The sequence below is a fragment of the Pseudomonas sp. JZ114 genome, from assembly GCF_051027705.1.
In the GTDB taxonomy this organism is placed as follows: Bacteria; Pseudomonadota; Gammaproteobacteria; order Pseudomonadales; family Pseudomonadaceae; genus Chryseomonas; species Chryseomonas luteola.
In genome coordinates this window covers 2,204,589-2,227,551 of the sequence record NZ_CP069256.1, presented here as the reverse complement: position 1 = coordinate 2,227,551, position 22,963 = coordinate 2,204,589, and the positions used below count along the sequence as shown (strand labels likewise).

The window sequence follows — 22,963 nt, the reverse complement described above, 5'->3', positions numbered from 1 at the left end:
ACATCGTCGCCCCTAACCGAAGGATCAGGCGTTGGGGATCTCCCAACCGCCGCCTAGTGATTTATAGATCGCTACAATGCCTTGGTAGAGTTCGACTTCCGCTTGGGCCTGGGCGTCTTCCGCCGCCAGTCGCTCGCGCTCTGCATCCAGCAATACCAGGAAGTCCGACCCGCCTTCGCGGTAGCGGATCGCTGCCTGCTCGGCTGCTGCGCGGCTGGCTTCGGACTGGCGAATCAGTGCAACCAGGCGCTCCTGGCGTTTACCATAGTCGCTAAAGGCATTGGCACTTTCTTCAAGGGCAAGCAGCACTTGCTGTTCATAGTTGGCCAGGGCGCCTTCGGCATCTGCCTTGGCCCCACGCAGGCGTGCGCGAACGCTACCTAAGTCAAAGGCTGGCCAGCTTAAGGTAGGACCCAGGCCCCATGCGCGGGCGGCCGAAGAGCCGATCTCGGAACCCCGCCCCGCGGTGAACCCTAGAAAGCCGCTCAGGCTAACTCGCGGGAAAAGATCTGCAGTAGCTACACCGACATTCGCGGTTGCGGCTGCCAGCTGACGTTCGGCTGCCTGGATATCCGGGCGGCGGCGCAACAGCTCGGCCGGGTCACCAATGGGAAGCGCCTTGGCAATTGCAGGCAATGGCTTGGGTGAAAGGTCAATGCTCATCGCATCAGGCCGTTCGCCTATCAGGGTCGCTATCCGATTCTTTGCCCGCGCCGCTTCTGCCTGGAGTTGCGGCAGAGTCGCCTCGGTAGCCGCAAGGCGTGCATCAGCCCGCAAGACATCCAGCTGGCTGCCTACGCCTGCTTCATCCAGGGTTTGGGTCAATTGCCGGGAGGCTCGCTGATTCTTCAGGTTTTCCTGCGCAATATGCTCGCGCAGCTGGGCACCGCGGAGCGTGCCATAGGCGTCTACCAGTTCTGCAATCAGGCTGACCTGCAGTTGATTGAGTTCTGCCTGCGCGGCGTCTGCCTGAGCATCGCTGGCTTCCAGTTGATGCTGGATCCGGCCGAAGAGATCAATCTCCCAGGCCATGTCTAATCCAAGATCATAACGCTCATTGTTTGTACGCTTATCGGTGAAGCCCGGCTGCTGCGCCTTGCCGATCTCGCTACTAGCGCGACTGGTCACAACAGGAAAGCGGTCATTGGCCGTGTCATCACGCAGGGCACGAGCCGAGCGCAGTCGGGCATAGGCCACGCGAAGCTCCCGGTTGCCAGAAATCGAGCGCGCCACCAGCTGATTAAGGGTGGGGTCCTCGAATTGTTGCCACCACTGTGCCTCGAAACGGGAGTGATCATATTGGCTGCCCGCCGCGGTCTGCAGATGAGCCGGTTCGGTTTGCGGCGCCTGATAAGTCGGACCGACCGCACAGGCACTCAAGGCAAGGGCCAATAGACTTGGAACGAAGATTTTCATGACAGCACCTCCTGTGCGGCGATACGGCGCTCAGCACGACGCTCTACGAACGCACGGATCAGCACATAGAACAATGGAGTCAGTAGCAGGCCAAAGAAGGTCACACCCAGCATGCCGGAGAACACCGCAACGCCCATGGCATGACGCATCTCGGCACCTGCACCGGTAGACGTCACCAGCGGCACCACGCCCATGATGAAGGCAAAGCTGGTCATCAGGATCGGGCGTAGACGCAACCGGCATGCTTCCAGTACGGCGGCCACACGGTCCATGCCTTCTTCCTGTTTATCCTTGGCGAACTCCACGATCAGAATTGCGTTTTTGCAGGCCAGGCCAACCAAGACGATCAGGCCGATCTGGGTAAAGATGTTGTTATCACTCCCGGACAGAATGACCCCTGTGATAGCGCACAGAAGCGTCATTGGTACGATGAGAATAACGGCAAGCGGCAGGCTCCAGCTTTCGTACTGGGCAGCAAGCACCAGGAAGGCCAGCAGCACGCACAGCGGGAAGACTAGGAAGGCCGTGTTGCCCGACAGGATTTGCTGGTAGGTCAGCTCGGTCCACTCGTAGGTCATGCCATTGGGCAACTCTTCCTTCATGAGTTTTTCCAGCGCGGCCTGTGCCTGGCCCGAGCTGTAACCGGGTGCCGGGGCGCCGTTGATTTCGGCCGTGATAAACCCGTTGTAGTGCATCACGCGGTCGGGGCCTGCGCTATCACTTACCTTCACGAAGGTAGACAGCGGCACCATCTCGCCCAGGTTGTTACGTACCTTCAGCTGGCCGATCTGGTCGGCTTCAAGGCGGAACTGCTGATCGGCTTGTACGTTGACCTGGAAGGTACGGCCAAAGCGGTTGAAGTCGTTGGCATACAGCGAGCCCAGGTAGACCTGTAGCGTATCGAAGATATCGCTGATCGCAACGCCATGAGTCTTGGCTTTCTCACGATCAATATCGGCATCGATTTGCGGAACGTTGACCTGGTAACTGGAGAACAGGCCTGCCAGTTCCGGCACGCTCTGGCTTTTCGCAATGATGTTCTGCGTTTGGGCGAACAGCTCGTTGTAGCCCAGGTTGCCTCGATCCTCGATTTGCACACGGAAACCGCCGATGCTACCCAGGCCCTGAACCGGCGGAGGCGGGAAGATCGCGATGATCGAATCCTGAATAGAACTGAACTTGCCGTTGAGTGCACCTGCAATCGCGTTGGCTGACAGACTGGGGTCCTTACGCTCTTCGAAGGGCTTGAGTGTCACGAAAACAATGCCGCTGTTGGGGCTGTTGGTAAACCCATTAATGGAGAGTCCCGGGAACGCCACGGTGCTTTCCACGCCCGGATACTTGAGCGCGATATCGGACATCCGCTTGATGACGTCTTCGGTACGATCCAGCGTAGAAGCGTCAGGCAGCTGCGCAAAGGCGACCAGATACTGCTTGTCCTGTTGCGGCACGAAACCTGTAGGCGTGTTCGTCAGCCCAAACACCGTCAGCGCCATCAGACCGGCATAGACCACTAGCGCAATCGAGCCGCGGCGAAGCACACGTGCAACCACGCCTACATAGCCGTGACTGGCGCGTTCGAATATACGGTTGAATGGCGCGAACAGCCAGCTGCCCAGCAGGCGATCCAGCAAGCGCGAAAAACGGTCCTTGGGAGCATCGTGTCCCTTGAGCAGGACGGCTGCCAGTGCAGGGGAGAGCGTAAGCGAGTTGAAGGCTGAGATGACCGTTGAAATAGCAATGGTCAGGGCGAACTGTCGATAGAACTGTCCCGTCAATCCGGAAATAAAGGCGGTGGGTACAAACACAGCGCACAGCACTAGCGCGGTAGCGATGATAGGACCGGTTACTTCCCGCATCGCTCGCTGGGTTGCGGCAACCGGAGAGAGGCCCAGCCCAATGTTCCGTTCGACGTTTTCCACGACCACGATGGCATCGTCCACCACAATCCCAATAGCTAATACCAGCCCGAAAAGGGACAGTGCGTTCAGTGAAAACCCGAACAAGTGCATCAAGGCGAACGTGCCGATCAGCGAAACCGGAACGGCTGCCAGCGGGATGATAGAGGCGCGCCAGGTTTGCAGGAACAGCACCACAACCAGCACAACCAGCACGATGGCTTCAAAAAGGGTATGCACAACCGCTTCGATGGAGCCACGGACGAAGATCGTAGGGTCATAAACGATGGAGTAGTCCATACCCTGAGGGAAGCTCTTCTTCAGGTCAGCCATTCTCGCCCGCACCTGATTGGACAGGTCGATTGCGTTGGAGCCTGGACGCTGGAAGATCGGTATGGCGACGGCTGGTTTGTTGTTCAACAATGAACGCAGGGCGTACTGGTTCGAGCCCAATTCAACGCGCGCAATGTCCCTCACGCGGGTGATTTCACCATTTGCGCCGGCTCGAACAATGATGTTTTCGAACTCTTCCTCATTGACCAGGCGGCCTTGGGTGTTGATGGCCAGTTGGAAGCTGTTCGCGTTGGGCGCGGGCGGGGCGCCCAGAGAACCTGCCGCAACCTGGCGGTTCTGCTCACGAATGGCGTTGACGACATCTGTTGCCGTCAGGCCACGAGAGGCCACCTTGTTCGGGTCAAGCCACACACGCAGGGAATACTCGCCCATGCCGAACAGCTGGACATCACCCACACCGTCCAGGCGGGACAGCTCGTCCTTGATGTTGATCAGCGCATAGTTGGACAGGTACAGCATGTCGTAGCGCTCATCGGGCGAGGTAAGGTGCACCACCATGGCCAGATCCGGTGAGGCCTTGTCAGCGGTTACACCCAGACGCTGCACTTCTTCAGGCAGCTTGGGCAGGGTGCGGGTGACACGGTTCTGCACCTGTACCTGCGCTGTATCCAGATCTGTGCCCAAGGCAAACGTAATGGTCAGCTTCATCTTGCCGTCGGCAGTGGCCTGGGACGACATATAGAGCATGTGCTCGACGCCGTTCATGGCTTGCTCCAGCGGGGCTGCCACGGTCTCGCCGATAACTTTGGGGTTGGCGCCCGGGAAGGTAGCGTTAACCACTACTGTGGGCGGCACGACTTCCGGGTATTCACTGATAGGAAGTTGAAAGAGCGAGACGGCTCCGCCGATCAGGATAATCAGCGAGAGAACGGCCGCGAAAATGGGACGCTTGATGAAGAACTGTGAGAAGTTCATCGGACCATTCCTTTGTAAACGCGAGCAACAGGGCACCGTCGCTCTCCTGGTAGAAGAGCGAGGCGCATGGGCTTGGCGGCAGGGTTAGACGGTGTTAACGATGCGTATCGTTGGCAGTCAGCTGAATCGGCTTGTCCGGCAGAGGCAGGCTTTTCGCTACCAGCTCGCGCTGATGCTTGAGTGCAGCCAGGGTGGCCTCGTCAGCCATGGGTACGATCTGAGCGTCTGCCTGGGAGCCCGGACGGATGCGTTGCAGGCCATTGATGATGACCTTGTCATTGCTGGCCAGACCTGTACGGACAATCCGCAGCCCTTCGATTTTCGGACCCAGTTCAACCGAGCGGTAATCCACGGTGCCGTCGTCTTTGACTACCAGCACGTATTTTTTGCCCAGATCAGTACCTACAGCCTCATCCTTGATGAGCATCGCGTTATAGGTACCGCTGCCAACCAGCTTCAGCCTTGCATAGAGCCCAGGAGTAAACTGGCCATCAGTGTTTTCGAATACGGCCCGTCCACGAATGGTGCCTGTACGGGGATCAACCTGGTTATCAAGAAAGTTCATCTTGCCTAGGTGAGGGTGGCCGGTTTCGCTGGAAAGTCCCATAAAGACCGGACTGGTTTCGCCCCGCACACCTTGGCGTTTCAAGTTGGAATACTTGAGGAAAACACGTTCATCAGCATCGAAATAGGCATACACCTTGTCGGTGGATACCAGCGTGGTGAGTTGGCTTTCCCCAGCATTTACCAGGTTACCCGCGGTCACCTCGGCCCGGCCAACGCGACCTGTAATGGGGGCGGTAACTTGAGTAAAGCTCAGGTTCAGACGGGCTGCGTCCAGTTCGGCTTGCGTAGCGGCAAGCGTCGCCTTGGCTTCCAATGCTTCGCTGGTGCGGGCATCCGCTACTTCGGCAGAGATCGCATTGCTTGAGCGCAAGCGCTCGCCACGTTGTGCTTCATTCTGAGCCCGATCCAGATGAGCCTTGGCCTGTTGCAGCTGCGCTTCCAGACGCTTCACTTCGGCCTGGAAGGGGCGGGGGTCGATCTGGAAAAGCAGGTCGCCTTTCTTAACTAAGGTGCCTTCCTGAAAGACAACCCGATCGATATAGCCCGAAACGCGCGGACGAATGATGACAGACTCGGGCGCTTCGAGGCGGCCGGTAACCTCATCCCATTCCGTGATCGGTTGTTGAATGACCTGAGCGGCGCTGACCTTGGGCTTTGCTGGTGCTGTGGCCGACGCATCAGGCTTGTTGTCGCAGGCACTGAGCAATAGAACGCTGGCTAATGCCAGAGAAGATCGCCAGAGAGTGGAAGACTGTTCCATGTTCGTTTCCGCCGGACAAAGTGAGGAAAATTTAAGTACGGCGGAGTCTGGCTCAAGGGTCTGGCACGATCGAATCGAACACTCTGAATTTAACTATCGATCAAAATGATAAAAGCCTTCAAATATATCGATAGCAGACTATCTTTAGTTATGTAATACCAGCCCATTATTATAAACTGTCTGGATCTCCCACAAACATTTGTATACGAGAGCGTAACCAGCGTTCGGCAGGGTCGTTATCGTGCACACCGCTCCAGGCCATGGAGAGTTCAAAGGATTGCACCTCCAGAGGTGGATCTTCGATGCGCAAGCCGCCGTTGGAAGCCAGTACCTGGGCGGTGTAGTCCGGGACGGTGGCGAGCAGATCCGTATTGGTCAGTAGTGTTCCCAGGCCGTTGAACTGGGGGACTGCCAGCACGACGCGCCTCTGCTTGCCCAGCGTCGACAGCGCATCATCGATAAACCCACTCAGGTCGCCGGCAGGCGATACCAGCGCATGAGGGCGAGCACAAAAGTCGTCCAAGGTCAGCGTGCCGGGAATGGAATCGGCCCGAAGCACTTTTGAGCGCGAGCGCCGCAAGGTCTTGCGTTTGGCATTGGCGGGCAGTTCCGAGGTGTAGGCAACGCCTACTGTGATCTCGCCGGAGGCCAGTTGGCTGGAAATGTTCAGGTAGTTGGTTCGGCGTATGACCAAGGCTACTCCGGGTGCCTCTGCGCGAAGGCGCCTGAGCAGGGGCGGCAGCAGGGCGAACTCGACGTCGTCCGACAGTCCTATTCTGAATACGCGATCGGCGCTTGCCGGTTCGAAATTCTGTGCGCGGCTCATGGCCGAGGAGATTGAGTCCAGGGCCGGTGAAAGCAGGCCGAAGATCTCCATGGCACGGGGCGTAGGTTCCATCGTGCGGCCGGTGCGGACCAGCAATGGATCGTCAAACAGGCTGCGCAGACGGGCAAGGGCGGCGCTGATGGCAGGCTGGCCCAGGAAGAGCTTTTCAGCAGCGCGGGTTACGCTCCGCTCCCGCATCAATGTCTCGAACACAATCAACAGGTTGAGGTCTACTCGGCGAAGATCGTTGCGATTCATGGTATGCCCTTAACCGTGGCCATGCATTTGTTCGAGCGCATGAGACTGTAGTGAGTCGAGGGCGGCGTCAAGCCTTGCATCACTGGCATTCATGACAACTATCGATACGGGCGGGTAGCGTTGAGGCGCCAGCTTGGATACAGTCCGTAGCCATACGGAATCCACCAAAGAGGTTTGCGATGTCCCGTGTGATTCGCTTTCACCAGTTCGGCAGTGCTGATGTCCTGTGCTGCGAAAACCAACCCACTCCTGAGCCTGGTGCAGGGGAAGTACTGGTGCGTGTACAGGCGCTGGGCGTATGTTGGGGCGACGTGCTCTGGCGGCAGAACCTAGCCGATGAGCCTGCCACATTGCCGGCTGGGTTTGGTTCTGAGCTGGCGGGTGAGGTTGTGTCCGTGGGCGAGGGCGTCCGCCATTTCCAACCAGGCATGCGAGTGGCCAGCTTTCCTGCCCACTCGATCAACCAGTATCCGGCCAGTGGTGACATGGTGCTGATGCCCCAGCAGGCATTGACCGAATACCCTGATACGCTGACGCCGGCTGAAGCGGCAGTTCATTATGCCGGTCTGCTGCTGGCCTATTTTGCCCTGGTAGACCTAGCTCAGCTCAAGGCCGGACAGCAGGTACTGGTTACCGAAGCCAGCAACTGCGTAGGCCCGGCGGTGGTTCAGCTAGCGACCGCCTTGGGTGCACAGGTGATCGCGGCTACCAGCGAGTCGGAAAACCGTGCACTGCTCAAAGGGCTGGGTGCTGTGAAGGTCGTATCGACCGATGAGCAGGACCTGGTGCTGGAAGTAGAGCGTTTTACCGAGAGTCGCGGCGTTGAGGTTGTACTGGATGCGCTATGTGGTCCGCAGCTGTCCCGCCTGGGTGATATTGCCGCGACACGGGGCAAGCTGATCATTTACGGCATGGGTGGTGGTAACGAGGCGTCCTTTCCGGCCTGCGCTGCGTTCAAGAAACACCTGCAGATTTTCCGGCATAGCGTCCTGGATTTTACAGGTCATCCAGAGCTTGGCCTGGAGCCCCATGCCGAGGCGGTACAACGGGCGCTGACCGTAATCAATCAGATGACCCGGGATGGTCTGCTCAAGCCCATCGTTGCGCATACGCTGCCGTTTGACCAGTTCGTGGAAGCCCATCGGCTTGTAGAAAACGAATGCCTCAAGGGGCGGGTCGTCTTGACCGTTGAGTAAGTAGACGGGCAGTGCGCCTGCAATGCGTTGCCCGACACGCCTGATTTCTTCCCCCCGCCTGTGCTGCAGCCGAGTCAACCGTTCGGCTGCTTGCAACTTATCTCCATCAATAGCCTGAACTTTTCCCTTAGGCGTCGGCTCAGTATTTCATACCTATTGGGCTCAGCGCGGTAGAGGTTATGACCCTCCGCCGCACCCGCCACAAGGCATCGAAGGATGTTCCGATCGCCGGAAGCTGGGCATGAGCCAGCCAACAGCACTTTAAGGAGTCAGGCTCGATGTCGAATACCGATCTCCCCGGTTCACTCGCGTATCTACCTTATGACCCGGAAACGGCGTCGCAAACACCGAGAATTGCCATCGAGTCGGTCAGCCCGACAGTGGATAACGGACAATTCGCTGCCAAGGGCATCGCCGGCCAGCCCATTACCGTAAAGGCCACCATTTTCGCAGACGGGCACGACAAGCTGGCCGCCTGCGTACTGTGGCGCGTGGAGGGTGCTGAAGACTGGCAGCGAGTACCGCTGGAGCTTCAAACCAATGACCTCTGGCTGTGCGAGTTCACGCCGGTACAGGTGGCTCGACATGAATTTGTCGTTCAAGCGTGGTGGGATGTGTACGGCAGTTACCGCTACGAGCTTGAAAAGAAATATGGCGCTGGTGTGCCGATCGGACTTGAGTTACAGGAAGGACGCATCCATCTGGAGCAGGCCCTGACTCGTGCGGATGACGAGGTGCGGCCCGGTCTGGAATCCTTGCTGGCACGGTTTGATCAGTGCGCTACCGAAGGTGACAAGGTGGCTTTGTTGCTTAGCTCGGAAACTGAGCGCAACATGCGCGACGCCGATGCCTATCCGCATCTGACGCACAGCGTCGAGTACCCGTTGGACATTGAGCGCCTCAAGGCACAATTCGCCAGCTGGTATGAGCTCTTTCCCCGCTCGATTACTAATGACCCACAGCGTCATGGCACCTTTCGCGATGTAATCGGTGAGCTGCCTCGTGTACGTGACATGGGCTTCGATGTCCTGTACTTCCCACCGATCCATCCGATCGGGCTTGCCCACCGCAAGGGCAAGAACAATACGCTGGGTGCCGGCCCTGACCAGCCTGGCAGCCCTTATGCCATTGGTAGTCCCGATGGCGGTCACGACGCCGTACATCCGCAACTCGGAACGCTTGAAGATTTCCGTGAGCTGGTTGCCGCAGCGGCTGACCATGGTCTTGAAATCGCACTCGACTTTGCCATCCAGTGCTCACCTGATCATCCCTGGCTCAAGGAGCATCCGGGCTGGTTCTCCTGGCGTCCTGATGGCTCCATGCGCTACGCGGAAAACCCGCCCAAAAAGTACCAAGACATCGTCAACGTCGATTTTTATGCCAAGGATTCCGTCCCGGACCTCTGGCTCGCGCTGCGTGATGTGGTCTGGCATTGGGTGGAGCAGGGCGTCAAGATTTTCCGGGTCGATAACCCCCATACCAAGCCATTGCCGTTCTGGGAGTGGCTGATTGCGGATATCCGTGGCCGTGACCCAGAAGTCATGTTCCTGGCCGAGGCCTTTACTAAGCCAGCGATGATGGCACGTTTGGGCAAAGTCGGATATTCGCAGAGCTATACCTATTTTACCTGGCGCAATACAAAGGCTGAGCTGACGGAATATTTCACACAGCTCAATAGTTCGCCCTGGCGTGAATGCTATCGCCCCAACTTCTTCGTCAACACGCCGGACATCAATCCGGTTTTCCTACAGACCAGCGGGCGTCCAGGGTTTTTGATTCGCGCAGCGCTGGCCACCATGGGGTCGGGCCTGTGGGGCATGTATTCAGGTTTTGAGTTGTGTGAAGGCACGCCGCTAACGCCCGGCAAGGAAGAGTATCTGGATTCCGAGAAGTATGAGTTGCGCCCCCGCAACTGGTATGCGCCGGGCAACATCATGGCGGAAGTTGCACAGCTCAACCGGATCCGCAAGCAGAACCCGGCTCTCCAGACACATCTGGGGATCAAGTTCTACAACGTGTTCAATGACAACATCATCCTGTTCGGCAAGTACACGCCCGATCTCAGCAATTTCGTACTCGTGGCAATCAATCTTGATCCCCATAACGCCCAGGAAGGCCACTTTGAACTCCCCTTGTGGGAATTCGGACTCGACGATAATGCATCCATGCATGGCGAAGACCTCATGACCGGCCACCGCTGGACATGGCACGGGAAAACACAATGGACGCGTCTCGATCCTTCCATGCCATTTGGCATATGGCGTATCCGCCCGGCCATCTAGGCCAAAGGAAGACTATAAATGGCGAAACCAAAAAAAACGCGCTCGCGCAAACCGGCGGCCTTTATCAATGACCCGTTGTGGTACAAGGATGCGGTCATCTATCAGGTTCACGTGAAGTCGTTTTACGATTCCAACAACGACGGAATCGGTGACTTCCCTGGCCTGATCGATAAGCTCGACTACATTGCTGGCCTGGGCGTTAACACCATTTGGATACTGCCGTTCTACCCGTCGCCGCGCCGCGATGACGGGTACGATATCTCCGAATACCGTGGAGTGCATCCGGATTACGGCACCATGGCGGATGCTAGGCGCTTTATTGCCGAGGCGCACAAAAGGGGATTGCGGGTCATCACTGAGCTGGTAATCAACCATACCTCTAGCGATCACCCTTGGTTTCAGCGTGCACGCAAGGCGAAGAAAGGGTCTTCGGCGCGCAACTTCTATGTCTGGTCAGATGATGACAAGAAGTACGACGGTACGCGGATCATCTTTTTGGATACCGAAAAGTCCAATTGGACGTGGGATCCCGTCGCTGAGCAGTATTACTGGCACCGATTCTACTCGCACCAGCCTGACTTGAACTTCGATAACCCTCAGGTCATGAAAGCGGTGATCTCGATCATGCGCTACTGGCTGGACATGGGCGTCGATGGCCTGCGTCTGGATGCCATTCCCTATCTGGTGGAGCGTGACGGCACCAATAACGAAAACCTGCCCGAAACCCATGCGGTACTCAAACAGATTCGTGCCGAGATCGATGCGAATTACCCGGACCGGATGTTACTGGCGGAAGCCAATCAGTGGCCGGAAGATACGCAGCAGTACTTTGGCGAAGGTGACGAGTGCCACATGGCGTTCCACTTTCCGCTGATGCCTCGCATGTATATGGCTATCGCCCAGGAAGACCGCTTTCCTATCAGCGATATCCTGCGTCAGACCCCTGAAATTCCAGCGAACTGTCAATGGTCGATCTTTTTGCGCAACCATGACGAACTGACGCTTGAAATGGTGACTGACCGGGAACGGGATTATCTGTGGAATTTTTACGCCTCAGACCGGCGTGCGCGCATCAATCTGGGGATTCGCCGTCGCCTGGCACCGCTGCTCGAGCGGGATCGTCGGCGGATCGAACTGCTCAATAGCCTGCTTCTCTCCATGCCAGGTACGCCTACGATGTACTACGGCGATGAAATCGGCATGGGCGACAATATCCACCTAGGCGACCGAGACGGCGTACGTACGCCGATGCAATGGTCGGTCGACCGCAATGGTGGCTTCTCCCGCGCCGACCCGGCCAGCCTCGTGCTACCGGTGGTAATGGACCCGCTATATGGCTATCAGTCGATCAACGTAGAGTCACAGGCGCGCGATCCTCATTCGCTGCTGAACTGGACGCGCCGCATGCTGGCCGTGCGCAAGCAACAGAAAGCCTTTGGTCGCGGCACCATGAAGATGCTCCGGCCAACCAACCGCCGTATTCTGGCGTATTTGCGTGACTACACCACGCCCGAAGGCGAGCACGAGACCATTCTCTGTGTTGCCAACGTGTCGCGTGCTGCCCAGGCCGTCGAACTGGATTTGTCATCCATGGCAGGCAAGGTGCCCGTGGAAATGCTGGGAGGCAGTGCCTTTCCGCCCATTGGCCAACTGCCTTACATGCTGACACTTCAGCCGTACGGATTTTATTGGTTCTACCTCGCAGGCAATGAACAGATGCCTGCGTGGCACTCCGAGCCTCCAGAAACCATGCCTGACTTCCAAACGCTCGTCATCAAAAAGAATCTGCAAGAGTTGCTCAGCGGTACGCCGCGCAAGGCTCTTGAACAGGAAATCCTGCCGCTGTACCTGCCCAAGCGCCGCTGGTTCGGCAGCAAGGACGAGGCGATCCAGCAGGTCACCCTCATGTACGCTGTGGAAATTCCAACGCCGAAATTCCCCGTGCTGTTCATGGAAGTCTGTGTGAAAAATGCCAAGGGGCAGGAGCATTATGCCTTGCCGTTGGGCTTCCTGGCCGAGAGTGACCAGCATTGCAGTCCGTTGGCTACCCAGTTGGCGATGTCCCGCATTCGCCATGTTCGCAACGTAGGTCTGGTTACCGATGCCTTTACGCTGACCAGCTTTGTGCATGGGGTGTTCAAGGCCTTCAAGGATCAGGCCGTACTGAAATCGCCTGCAGGTGAGATCCGCTTCCAGCCGTACATGGATGTCGAGAACTTCACTACAACCGATGAAACTGAAATTCGGCACATGGGTGTAGAGCAGTCCAACAGTTCGCTCATTGTAGGCGACAAGTACATGCTCAAGCTGATCCGGAAGGTAGCTACAGGTATTCACCCTGAAGTCGAAATGGGTCGGTTCCTGACGGACAAAGGCTTTGCCAACATGGCGCCCTTACTGGGTGAGGTGACACGCTACAACGAAGAGGGCACACCCAATGTGCTCATGTTGGTGCAGCCTCAGATCCATAACCAGGGGGATGCCTGGAAGTGGACGCTGGACAAGCTGGACCAGGTAACCCGTGACATGTTGGAGGCAGGTCTGTCAGAGGTGGAGAACGAGTTCACTGCCATGTCCGATCTGGAAAACTTTGCCGCCATTCTGGGACAGCGCCTGGGTGAAATGCATACCTTGCTTGCCCAGGACACCGATGACGCTGCGTTTGCACCCGAGAAGATCGATGCAGACTCCGCGCGTACGTTTGCTCACCGTGTACGAGAGCAGGTTGACGCTGCGCTGGATACGCTTGAGAACAAACGCGCCTCCCTGGATAGCGCCAGCACCCAGCACCTCGACAAGTTGGTGTCTCAGCGCAAGGAACTTGGCGAGCGTATCGAAGCCCTTGCCGAAGACGTAGCCGGTGGCTTGCGCATCCGTGTTCACGGAGATTTGCACCTTGGGCAAGTCCTGGTGTCTCAGGACGATGCCTACCTGATCGACTTTGAAGGTGAGCCTGCCCGTTCGCTGGATGAGCGTCGTGCCAAGTATGGTCCGCACAAGGACGTGGCAGGTCTGCTGCGATCCTTTGACTATGCGGCGGCCATGATCACCATGAGCAGTAACAGTGGTGCCGATACGTCGGAAGAGGCAATGCGTCAACGGCGACAGGCAGCAGAGACCTATCGCACAACGGCTTACGCGGCCTTCCTCAAGGCTTATCGTGAGGCTGCTGCCGGTATCGCCCATGAATGGAGCGAGCGTGGTGAGCAGGTAGCGCTGGATCTCTATACGCTAGAGAAAGCCGTTTATGAAATTGGTTATGAAGCGGCCAATCGGCCTAACTGGATCAACATTCCGCTGCGCGGCGTAGCCGCCATTGTGGATTCGCTCATTTCGGGAGCAAAAGGATGACTCAAGCCGTAGCACCCCAGAACCACCAACCAGACTACGCCCAGCTATCTGCTCCAGAGGCGGACGCGCTGGCTCGCGGAGAACATGGCAACCCGTTTGCCATCTTGGGGCCTCACCCGGATGGTACCGGGTTTCTGGTTCGTGCCTTTTTACCCAATGCGCTGGGTGTCGAGCTGGTCGAGCGTGAGAGCGGTCGCCACTTGGCCCATATGGAAGCCGGGCAGATTCCCGGGCTGTTTTATGCCCGCCTGGACTATCAGGCAACGTATTTCTTCAGGATCCGCTGGCCCAGTGGCGTACAGGAGACAGAAGACCCTTACAGCTTTGGTACACTGTTGGGCGATGTCGATATCTACCTGATCAATGAGGGTAAGCATCGTCAGCTGGGCCAATGCCTGGGTGCTCAAGCGATGACCATCGATGGTGTTCAGGGTGTACGCTTTGCTGTGTGGGCACCCAATGCACGTCGGGTTTCAGTAGTGGGTAACTTCAATACCTGGGACGGTCGCCGTCACCCAATGCGCCTACGGCACGGTGCAGGGGTGTGGGAATTGTTTATCCCCCGCGTCAAGCCGGGTGATTCATACAAGTACGAAATCCTTGGTCAGCATGGGTTATTGCCCCTAAAAGCTGACCCAGTCGCCTTGGCAACGGAGCTACCGCCGTGCACCGCCTCGGTAGTGGCTGATCCGGCTCCGTTCGAGTGGCATGATGATGATTGGATGGCGCAGCGCAAGGAGCGCCAGTCTGTTCATGCGCCGTTCTCGGTGTACGAGCTGCACTCTACCTCATGGCGTCGTGACGGTGGCGACGATGGTCGCATCTTGAATTGGCGGGAGCTGGCTGAACAGCTGATTCCCTATATTCAGGAGATGGGCTTTACCCATATCGAGCTATTGCCTGTGATGGAGCATCCGTTCAGTGGATCATGGGGCTATCAGCCACTGTCGCAGTTCGCTCCAACCTCTCGTCATGGCACGCCGGCTGATTTCGCAGCCTTCGTAGATGCCTGCCATCAGGCGCACGTCGGTGTGATTCTCGACTGGGTGCCCGCGCATTTCCCGACGGATCCCCATGGACTGGCGCGTTTCGACGGTACAGCACTCTATGAGTACGAGCATCCTTTCGAAGGTTTCCATCAGGATTGGAACACTTACATCTATAACCTTGGGCGCAATGAAGTACACGGATTCATGCTGTCGTCTGCGCTGCATTGGCTCAAGCATTTCCATATAGACGGCCTGCGTGTGGATGCGGTCGCATCCATGCTGTACCGCGATTATTCCCGCAAGCAGGGCGAGTGGATTCCCAATAAATATGGCGGCCGCGAGAACCTCGAGACAATCGATTTTCTCCGCCATTTGAACGATGTGGTGCATGAAGAAGCGCCCGGTGCGTTGATGATTGCAGAGGAGTCAACCGCATGGCCTGGTGTCAGCAAGCCTACCTCCGAGGGCGGTCTTGGGTTCTCCTACAAGTGGAACATGGGCTGGATGCATGACACGCTTCATTACATCGAGCGTGATCCGATCTACCGCCGTTACGACCATCACAACATGACCTTCGGTATGGTATACGCCTATTCCGAGCGTTTTGTTCTTCCTATTTCCCATGATGAAGTCGTGCATGGCAAAGGGTCTTTGCTGAACAAGATGCCCGGTGACAATTGGCAGAAGTTTGCCAACCTGCGTGCGTACCTGTCCTTCATGTGGACGCATCCGGGCAAGAAGCTGCTGTTCATGGGGTCCGAGATCGGTCAATGGCGTGAATGGAGCCACGACCGCGAACTGGACTGGTTCCTGCTGCAGCATCAGAACCACCAGGGTGTACAAAAGCTGGTAGCGGATCTGAACCGGTTATACCGGGCAGAGCCCATGCTGCACGAGCATGACTGCGAACCGGAAGGCTTCCAGTGGCTGGTAGGTGATGATTCTGCCAACAGCGTATTTGCCTGGTTGCGTTTCGACTCACAGAAGCGGCCCCTGCTGGTTGTTGGAAACTTCACACCGGTACCGCGTTATGACTACCGTATAGGCGTGCCTGAAGGGGGACAGTGGTTAGAACTCTTCAATAGCGACAGCGATATTTACGGCGGTAGTGGTGTTGGCAATGGTGGTGCCGTTACGGCAGATGAAACCTCTAGCCATGGCCAGCCAGCCTCTTTGGATCTGAAGTTGCCGCCATTGGGTGTCGTTATCCTGAGACCTGGCACTCGACCCGAGCATTGATCGGAAGACAAAAAAGAAAACGGCGCTTAACGCGCCGTTTTTCTTGCGTTTTCCCGCAGGTAAATGAAGCTGATCTGTTATTGCCGCCGAGGTTGCCAGGCTGCTGTTTGCATCATTCATGTTTTATTGACACGCTATGGGTTCTACTAATGCAGTAGCACCGGATCAGGGTCTTTATAGGTAATCAGGGAGGACTCACATGGTAGATCTGGCAGAGTGGAATCTGACAATTCCCGAGCCATCCAGTCCTGTCGTTATTGAGACCAACGTACTCAATCGCAACTACCGCAGTGATTACTTTTATCGTACTCCCGATGGTAGCGTGACCCTCTGGGCTCCCGTAACAGGACGTTATACGCCGGAACTCAACTATCCCAGTACTGAGCTTCGGGAAACGCGCCCGGATGGCAGTGAATACAATTGGAAATACGAAGACTCCGTCAGCCTGATGCAGGCTGACCTGCGCGTTAATCAAGTGCCTTCCAGTGGCAAGATGATTATCGGACAGATCCGTACGGTGGGAGATAGTCAGGGTACACCGGACTCAGCATTGATCAGCCTGCGTTATCGTCTGGACCCTACCATGGAGGGGAAAACGCCTGTCACTGGACAGGTTGAGGCCTTGATTCGTACCAAGCCGGACACCCTCAAGATTCCGCCACAAATTCTGCTACGCAATATTCCATTGGACGGTCCGTTCAGTTATGAGTTGCGCTTGAGTCGGACCGGTGTGCTGAGCGTAAGGCTTTTTACACATGGGCGCGGAAACGGGGAGCTGTCTGTACAGTTGGATCAGCGCTGGGCAAGTTACCACCTTTACTTTAAGGCGGGCGCTTATGTGGAGGACAAGGAGGGACCTTCTACCGAAGGGGGTAAGGTGACCTTCAACCGATTGGTCACCATGCATCAACCCAACAACCGATAAGGATTCGGCAGCCGGTCAGGCTGCCGGACCTTTGGCCTGCGCCTGTTCGTCCTGTTTTTCCATCTTGGCCTCGTTTCGTGCCCGGATTTTCTTGGCGCGACTTTCCATGAAGAAATACACAACGATGGCAATCAGCAGCGGAGCGATGAAATAAATGGCTCGGTAGGCAAGTAACGCCGCAATAATGTAGGAATGATCCAGTTCATGCCCCATGAAGGCCACGAAAACTGCTTCCAGCACTCCGATTCCGGCTGGAATATGCGTGATGACACCAGCAAAACTACTGATGAGCAGGACGCCCAGCACAAACACATAATCCATCTTCTGTCCGAGCAGCACATAGATAATGGCACCCATTGCCATCCAGTTGATGGAGGAGACGACCAGTTGAATACAGGCCATGCGCAGGGAAGGCAGATTAAGGTCCTGCCCTTTAATGGTCCATGAGCGACGTTTGGAAAACTGGCAAAACAGCAGATAGACAGCAATAAAGGTGACGAGGCCAATGCCTATCATCCGTAGCGTCATATTGCCGATGTACCAGTGCGGCGGAATCTTCACCAGCCCTGCTGTAAAGATAATCCCTGCCAGTAGGATGTAGCCCAGCCAGTTAGTCGCCAGGCTTAGGCTGAAGATACGGGTAATGGTGCCGCTTTCCAGACCCAGGCGAGAATAGAGTCTGTACCGCAAGCCAATGCCGCCTACCCATGTACTGAGCGTAAGAGTAAAGGCATAACAGATAAACGACACGATCATCACCTGCCGTTTGCCCAGCTTGTGCCTGCAGTAGGCTCGCCCAATCAGGTCATAAAAGCCATACATGATATAACTGACCACAACCAGGCCCACGGCCATGAGGATAGCGGTCCAGCCATACTGGCGAATGGAATGCCAGACCTGCACCCAGTTCACCTGCCGGGCATACATCACGAGCAGAACAGTAACGGCAATGAAAAAAGCGTAGGTCAGAAGCCTCTTGGCGATCGGCCACACTTTACCTTTGGGAGAAGGTTTCGACTTCACGGAGGCATCCTGAGAGTGCCTTAGAGTGGCGGTCATGTATGAGTCCTCGCACGTTCCGGATCTGCTATATCGGATCGTTCAAGATGCGATTGAGCGGGCGGTTCGACCAACGCTATTTTAGGGGTGTGTGCCGGTAACCAGCCTACCCAGGCAGGGAAGTGCCGAAGGAAGTGAAACACCAGCATGGTTTTGGCCAAGTGCCAGATGGTCTTGCGCGGCACCTTGGTCATGTCCACATGCTGACAATGCTGCACCATGAGTTGTTCGAGCCGACCACGCAAGACCTGATTAAAGGCTCGGTCATGGAAGATGAGATTGGATTCGAGGTTAAGAGAAAGACTTAAAGGGTCCAGGTTGCTGGAGCCCACCGTAGCCCAGTAATCGTCCATCAGCGCCACCTTGCCATGCAGAGGGCGGCGGCAATATTCGTAGACTTCGACGCCCTCAGGTACAAGGTAGTTGTAAAGCATCCGTGCACCGACCTTCACGATCGGCATATCCGGTTCGCCCTGGACGATCAGTCTGACCTTCACGCCACGCCGGGCCGCGTCTCGCAGTTCACGCAACAGGCGGTAACCGGGAAAGAAATAGGCATTAGCAATGATGATTTCACGCTTGGCGCTTCGCATCATCTCGATATAGTGCTGCTCGATATCCGTACGATGCTCTTCGTTGTCTCGATAAACGAACAGCGCCTGTGCATCACCGGGGAAGTCGTTGCGAGCAGGCTCATTGCGTCGTCGACCCCACCAGCGACGAGGCTCTTCGCTGTTGCCCAGTGCCTCAAGGCTAAAGCGATGAATATCGGCTACGATAGGACCTTCGACTTCTACTGCGTAGTCCTGCTTGGCCGTAGGACCAAAATCACCCAGATGATCAGCAGAAAAATTGATACCGCCAACAAAAGCGATCTCAGCATCAATGACAACGATCTTGCGATGAAGACGGCGGAAGAGGTTGGTCCTACGCCCCATGAAGAGAGGGCGCGGATCGTAAAAGCGGAAGCGAACACCGGCAAGCACGAGTTTATCAAGGAAGTCCTTGGTCAATTCCGCCGAACCGTAGCCATCCACCGTGACCTCAACGCGTACGCCACGCCGGGCTGCTTCTATCAATACACGGTGTAGCTCATTGCCTACCTTGTCTTCAAACAGAATGAAGGTTTCCAGCAGGATTTCCCGCTTGGCCTGGGAGATGGCTTCAAATACCCGGGGAAAGTATTCTTCACCATTCTCCAGGAGCTCAATTCGATTGCCGTCTCGCCATTGCGGGTTCATACACACAACTCCACAGCCAGCGGGGCATGATCGGACAGGTGAGACCAAGGGCGGTTGGATAAGACTTCAGGGGTACGCACCGTGAGGTTGCGTGTGTAGATCCGGTCCAATCGCAACATAGGCATACGCGCTGGGAATGTCTTGGCGTGTTGCCCGTTGGCGTTTAGAAATGCTTCCTCAAGCCCTGCGCCCGCCTTGAGCACATCGCTGGCGCGTTGGCGCCAATCGTTGAAGTCACCTGCAACGACCAATGGTGCATCTTCCGGCAGATTTTCAATGAGCTTGCACATCAGTTTCAGCTGTTGCAGACGGTGGTTCTCTCTGAGCCCCAAATGACAACAGATCGCGTGGATATCAAAGTCATGATCCGGAACGCGCAGCACACAATGCAGCAAGCCGCGCTTTTCCGGGCCGGTAATGGACACATCAAGGTTCTGGTACGTCACGATCGGAAACTTGGACAGTACGGCGTTGCCATGGTGGCCATCCGGGTAAACCGCATTTCGCCCGTAGGCGAAATCGGTCCACATGGAATCAGCCAGAAACTCATACTGCGGCGCCGCTGGCCAGTTCTCGAAGCGCAACGGGTGCTTCTCGTGTGTACCCAACACTTCTTGCAGAAACACGAGATCAGCCGATGTCGTGCGCACTGCGTCACGCAGCTCCGGCAAGATGAACTTGCGGTTGAAGGACGTAAAGCCCTTATGCGTGTTGATAGTGAGGATCTTGAACGAGAAACCCTTTGTTGCGTTCGTCATGCTTGACGCTTCCTCCGTTTGGTTTGCTTGGTCAATTCGAACAACAGAAATGACCGTCCTGTTACTTGATAGACATCGCCAAACGCAAAGGTGTCGCCGGTTTCCAACAAATCAGGTTGATTAGTATCAACCTGCAAAACCCAGTGCTCACCTTGAGGCACTTGGGGCAGTGTGAAGTCCACCATGTCGTAATGAGCATTTACGATCATCAGAAGCGACGTATCAGAGCCGGCACGGCGAATCCCCGTAGGTTGCGCACGACCGTCAAGCAGGATGCCCATGCAGCGATTGCTGCCGTCCTGCCACTGTTCCATGCCCATTTCTTCACCGCTGGGCATTAACCAGGTGACGTCCTTGATATCCAGCGCTTCGTTGTATACGCCAGTAAAGAAGCGGCTACGACGTAGTAACGGATACTTCATGCGAAGCTCGATGAGTCGGCGCGTGAAGTCCTGAAGCTCAGCACTGCGCTCCTTGATATCCCAGTTTATCCAGCCGATTTCGCTGTCCTGGCAATAGGCGTTGTTATTGCCGCCTTGCGTCCGCGCGAACTCATCACCCGCCAACAGCATCGGTGTGCCTTGGGAGAAGAACAGGGTTGCCAGGAAGTTACGCATCTGGCGGTAGCGCAGGTCGATGATTTCCGGATCGTCCGTTTCACCTTCTACGCCACAGTTCCAGGACAGGTTATTTGAATGGCCGTCGTTATTGCCCTCGCCATTTGCTTCGTTGTGCTTGTCGTTGTAGGACACTACATCGTTGAGGGTAAAGCCGTCGTGAGCAGTGACAAAGTTGACTGACGACGCCGGCTTGCGGCCACGCTGGTTGAATTGATCACCCGAGCCGAGAACAATCTTGGCAAAGTCGCCAAGTTTGTCGTCATCGCCTTTCCAGAAGGACCGTGCCGTATCGCGGAATTTATCGTTCCACTCCATCCAGCCGGGTGGGAAATTACCCACCTGATAGCCGCCTGGACCGCAGTCCCAAGGTTCGGCAACAAGCTTGAGCTGATTGAGTACCGGATCCTGACGGCAGGCATCGAGGAAACCGCCGCCTTCGTCGAAACCATGGGGTTCGCGGCCCAGAATGGTAGCAAGGTCAAAGCGGAAGCCATCCACACGCATCTCGGTTGCCCAATAGCGCAAGGAGTCAGTCACCATCTGCAATACGCAAGGGTGACTCATGTTGAGTGTGTTACCCGTACCGGTATCGTTGATGTAATACCGGGGATTATCCGGCATCAGACGATAGTAACTGGCGTTATCGATCCCCTTGAGCGAGAGGGTCGGGCCCATCTCATTGCCTTCGGCGGTATGGTTGTAGACCACGTCGAGAATGACTTCAAGGCCGGCCTTGTGCATCCGCGCGACCATGATCTTGAACTCGCCGATGGATTGGCTGGCCATGTAGCGGGCATGAGGGGCAAAAAAGGCCAGGGTGTTATAACCCCAGAAATTACGCAGCCCTTTCTCAAGCAGATGGTTGTCATCCAGGAAGTAGTGGATGGGCATCAGCTCGACGGACGTCACACCTAGCGAACGGATGTAATCTACAACATCGCTTTCGTGGAACGCGGAGAATGTGCCGCGGGTGTTTTCCGGCACTGAAGGATGCTGCATAGTGAAACCACGGACATGGGTCTCGTAAAAGACAGTACGGTCCCACGGTACCTTGGGCTTCTCTGTAGTGCCCCAGGTAAAGGCCGGATCGATCACGCGGCAGCGAGGCATATAAGGTGCACTGTCGCGTTCATCGAACGAGAGATCACCGTCAGGATGGCCAATGGTGTAACCAAACAACGCATCGTTCCACTCAAGCTCGCCTACGATCTGCTTGGCATAAGGATCGATCAGTAGCTTGTTGTGGTTGAAGCGATGGCCTGCCTCTGGTTCATAGGGGCCGTGTACGCGATAACCGTACAACGTCCCCGGACGTGCGTCAGGCAAGTAGCCGTGCCAGATCTCATTGGTGTACTCGGGCAGCTCGATGCGCTCGATCTCTTCAAGAGTATCCTGGTCAAACAGGCAAAGCTCAACCTTGGTAGCATGAGCCGAAAACAGGGCAAAGTTGACGCCGGAGCCGTCCCAGGTGGCTCCCAGGGGATAGGGCAGTCCTTCGCGAATGCGGGATGTCGTGCGGTTGACGAAAGCGTTTTGGGTCTTCTCAGAACTATCGCTAGGCTTGTTAGCGCTCATAGTAATCGACTCAGGTCTATGTCTTAGAGCTCAACCAGGTGCTGCCTGTATTGAGGTAACGGTACCGGCTCTATCTGGAGCGAGGCACTTTCAACCATCCGGTAATGTGATGTTTCCGGACCTTCTTGTACGTCATAGGTATAGAGGCTCCCGAATGCTGGCAGTTCCGAAAGGACGTGTGTCATGCCGGTTAGAGCGAAGCAGCGCAAGTTTCAATAAATAAATAGTTATTTTTATAAGATTTCGTGTATAAGATTTGTAGAGTTATAAATTTCAGATTGAATTAAAAAGGCGGAAAAGAATATTCATTCTTTTCCGCCTTTTTAATGGTGATCCGTACAACTTAGTAACGAGTCGGAAGATCAACACCTTTTATTTGGAACCGCCCTTGCGGCCGGCTTCAGCTGCACGCTCACGGTCATTGGCAAAGTTGCCTCCGCTATTACGGCCACCTTTACGTCCGGCCTCGGCCGCTCTTTCACGATCATTGGCAAAATTACCAGGATTGTTGTTCTTGGCAGTCATGAATTTACCCTCACGTTGGTTTCTGGAAATAGCAGTTATTACCGCTATTAACTGCTAACCCTTCACTGTATGGGATAGCCTCATGAGGCTACGGTTCACCCGCTAGAGCCCACGGCTGACGAGCGGTCCAGGCCTTTTTTGGATGCTCATCGCTTGCTTGAATGGTAGGTTGAGAACATTACCTGCAAATAGATGGCGCATGGTAAGAT

Annotated in this window: 13 protein-coding genes and 1 pseudogene; 5 read left to right on the top strand and 9 right to left on the bottom strand. The window is 56.0% G+C overall.

Annotated features, from left to right (window positions below; genetic code table 11):
• Nucleotides 1-24: 24 nt before the first annotated feature.
• From JQR90_RS10300 to JQR90_RS10285, 4 genes are all read right to left on the bottom strand, one after another.
• Entirely contained in the window at nt 25-1,416 is a 1,392-nt protein-coding gene (locus JQR90_RS10300) for an efflux transporter outer membrane subunit (RefSeq protein WP_010798382.1), read from the bottom strand.
• Entirely contained in the window at nt 1,413-4,583 is a 3,171-nt protein-coding gene (locus JQR90_RS10295; RefSeq protein WP_434139998.1) for an efflux RND transporter permease subunit, read from the bottom strand. The genes JQR90_RS10300 and JQR90_RS10295 overlap by 4 nt, the downstream gene beginning before the upstream one ends.
• Before the next feature lie 94 nt (nt 4,584-4,677).
• Nucleotides 4,678-5,910: a multidrug efflux RND transporter periplasmic adaptor subunit MexE gene (gene mexE, locus JQR90_RS10290; RefSeq protein WP_407361844.1), complete on the bottom strand. Its 1,233-nt coding sequence runs from the start codon at nt 5,908-5,910 to the stop codon at nt 4,678-4,680.
• 169 nt (nt 5,911-6,079) lie between these two features.
• Complete coding sequence (locus JQR90_RS10285; RefSeq protein ID WP_010798379.1) at nt 6,080-6,994, bottom strand: LysR family transcriptional regulator; 915 nt, start codon at nt 6,992-6,994, stop codon at nt 6,080-6,082.
• 179 nt (nt 6,995-7,173) lie between these two features.
• Here JQR90_RS10285 and JQR90_RS10280 point away from each other — a divergent pair, with 179 nt between their 5' ends.
• From JQR90_RS10280 to JQR90_RS10260, 5 genes are all read left to right on the top strand, one after another.
• Entirely contained in the window at nt 7,174-8,190 is a 1,017-nt protein-coding gene (locus tag JQR90_RS10280; RefSeq protein WP_010798378.1) for a zinc-dependent alcohol dehydrogenase family protein, read from the top strand.
• A gap of 278 nt (nt 8,191-8,468) precedes the next feature.
• Nucleotides 8,469-10,472 carry an alpha-1,4-glucan--maltose-1-phosphate maltosyltransferase gene (locus JQR90_RS10275; RefSeq protein WP_010798377.1) on the top strand — a complete coding sequence of 668 codons (2,004 nt, stop codon included), beginning with the start codon at nt 8,469-8,471 and terminating at the stop codon, nt 10,470-10,472.
• An 18-nt stretch (nt 10,473-10,490) separates the two neighbouring features.
• Nucleotides 10,491-13,823: a maltose alpha-D-glucosyltransferase gene (gene treS / locus JQR90_RS10270; protein WP_434139997.1), complete on the top strand. Its 3,333-nt coding sequence runs from the start codon at nt 10,491-10,493 to the stop codon at nt 13,821-13,823.
• The gene (gene glgB, locus JQR90_RS10265) at nt 13,820-16,051 is read left to right on the top strand and encodes a 1,4-alpha-glucan branching protein GlgB (protein WP_010798375.1); all 2,232 of its coding nucleotides are present in this window, start codon (nt 13,820-13,822) and stop codon (nt 16,049-16,051) included. The genes treS and glgB overlap by 4 nt, the downstream gene beginning before the upstream one ends.
• 199 nt (nt 16,052-16,250) lie before the next feature.
• Nucleotides 16,251-16,976, top strand: coding sequence for a polysaccharide lyase family 7 protein (locus tag JQR90_RS10260; RefSeq protein WP_010798374.1), 726 nt, complete (start codon nt 16,251-16,253; stop codon nt 16,974-16,976).
• A 15-nt stretch (nt 16,977-16,991) separates the two neighbouring features.
• On the opposite strand, the gene JQR90_RS10255 is transcribed toward JQR90_RS10260, so the two are convergent.
• From JQR90_RS10255 to JQR90_RS10235, 5 genes and pseudogenes are all read right to left on the bottom strand, one after another.
• Complete coding sequence (locus JQR90_RS10255) at nt 16,992-17,999, bottom strand: lysylphosphatidylglycerol synthase transmembrane domain-containing protein (protein ID WP_019365608.1); 1,008 nt, start codon at nt 17,997-17,999, stop codon at nt 16,992-16,994.
• A gap of 32 nt (nt 18,000-18,031) precedes the next feature.
• The gene (gene clsB, locus JQR90_RS10250) at nt 18,032-19,276 is read right to left on the bottom strand and encodes a cardiolipin synthase ClsB (protein ID WP_010798372.1); all 1,245 of its coding nucleotides are present in this window, start codon (nt 19,274-19,276) and stop codon (nt 18,032-18,034) included.
• Nucleotides 19,273-20,034 (bottom strand): endonuclease/exonuclease/phosphatase family protein, encoded by a 762-nt coding sequence (locus tag JQR90_RS10245; protein ID WP_010798371.1) that lies wholly within the window; start codon nt 20,032-20,034, stop codon nt 19,273-19,275. The genes clsB and JQR90_RS10245 overlap by 4 nt, the downstream gene beginning before the upstream one ends.
• A complete protein-coding gene (gene glgX / locus JQR90_RS10240) occupies nt 20,031-22,229 on the bottom strand; it encodes a glycogen debranching protein GlgX (RefSeq protein ID WP_010798370.1) in 2,199 nt (732 codons plus the stop codon). The genes JQR90_RS10245 and glgX overlap by 4 nt, the downstream gene beginning before the upstream one ends.
• Before the next feature lie 372 nt (nt 22,230-22,601).
• A pseudogene (locus tag JQR90_RS10235) lies at nt 22,602-22,730 on the bottom strand (general stress protein); the annotation flags it as partial.
• Nucleotides 22,731-22,963 lie beyond the last annotated feature (233 nt).

What these genes read in the sequence shown, in the direction of transcription:
- JQR90_RS10300 (WP_010798382.1), bottom strand. Translation starts at nt 1,416, where the DNA reads ATGAAAATCTTCGTTCCAAGTCTATTGGCCCTTGCCTTGAGTGCCTGT.
- JQR90_RS10295 (WP_434139998.1), bottom strand. Translation starts at nt 4,583, where the DNA reads ATGAACTTCTCACAGTTCTTCATCAAGCGTCCCATTTTCGCGGCCGTT.
- mexE (WP_407361844.1), bottom strand. Translation starts at nt 5,910, where the DNA reads ATGGAACAGTCTTCCACTCTCTGGCGATCTTCTCTGGCATTAGCCAGC.
- JQR90_RS10285 (WP_010798379.1), bottom strand. Translation starts at nt 6,994, where the DNA reads ATGAATCGCAACGATCTTCGCCGAGTAGACCTCAACCTGTTGATTGTG.
- JQR90_RS10280 (WP_010798378.1), top strand. Translation starts at nt 7,174, where the DNA reads ATGTCCCGTGTGATTCGCTTTCACCAGTTCGGCAGTGCTGATGTCCTG.
- JQR90_RS10275 (WP_010798377.1), top strand. Translation starts at nt 8,469, where the DNA reads ATGTCGAATACCGATCTCCCCGGTTCACTCGCGTATCTACCTTATGAC.
- treS (WP_434139997.1), top strand. Translation starts at nt 10,491, where the DNA reads ATGGCGAAACCAAAAAAAACGCGCTCGCGCAAACCGGCGGCCTTTATC.
- glgB (WP_010798375.1), top strand. Translation starts at nt 13,820, where the DNA reads ATGACTCAAGCCGTAGCACCCCAGAACCACCAACCAGACTACGCCCAG.
- JQR90_RS10260 (WP_010798374.1), top strand. Translation starts at nt 16,251, where the DNA reads ATGGTAGATCTGGCAGAGTGGAATCTGACAATTCCCGAGCCATCCAGT.
- clsB (WP_010798372.1), bottom strand. Translation starts at nt 19,276, where the DNA reads ATGAACCCGCAATGGCGAGACGGCAATCGAATTGAGCTCCTGGAGAAT.
- JQR90_RS10245 (WP_010798371.1), bottom strand. Translation starts at nt 20,034, where the DNA reads ATGACGAACGCAACAAAGGGTTTCTCGTTCAAGATCCTCACTATCAAC.
- glgX (WP_010798370.1), bottom strand. Translation starts at nt 22,229, where the DNA reads ATGAGCGCTAACAAGCCTAGCGATAGTTCTGAGAAGACCCAAAACGCT.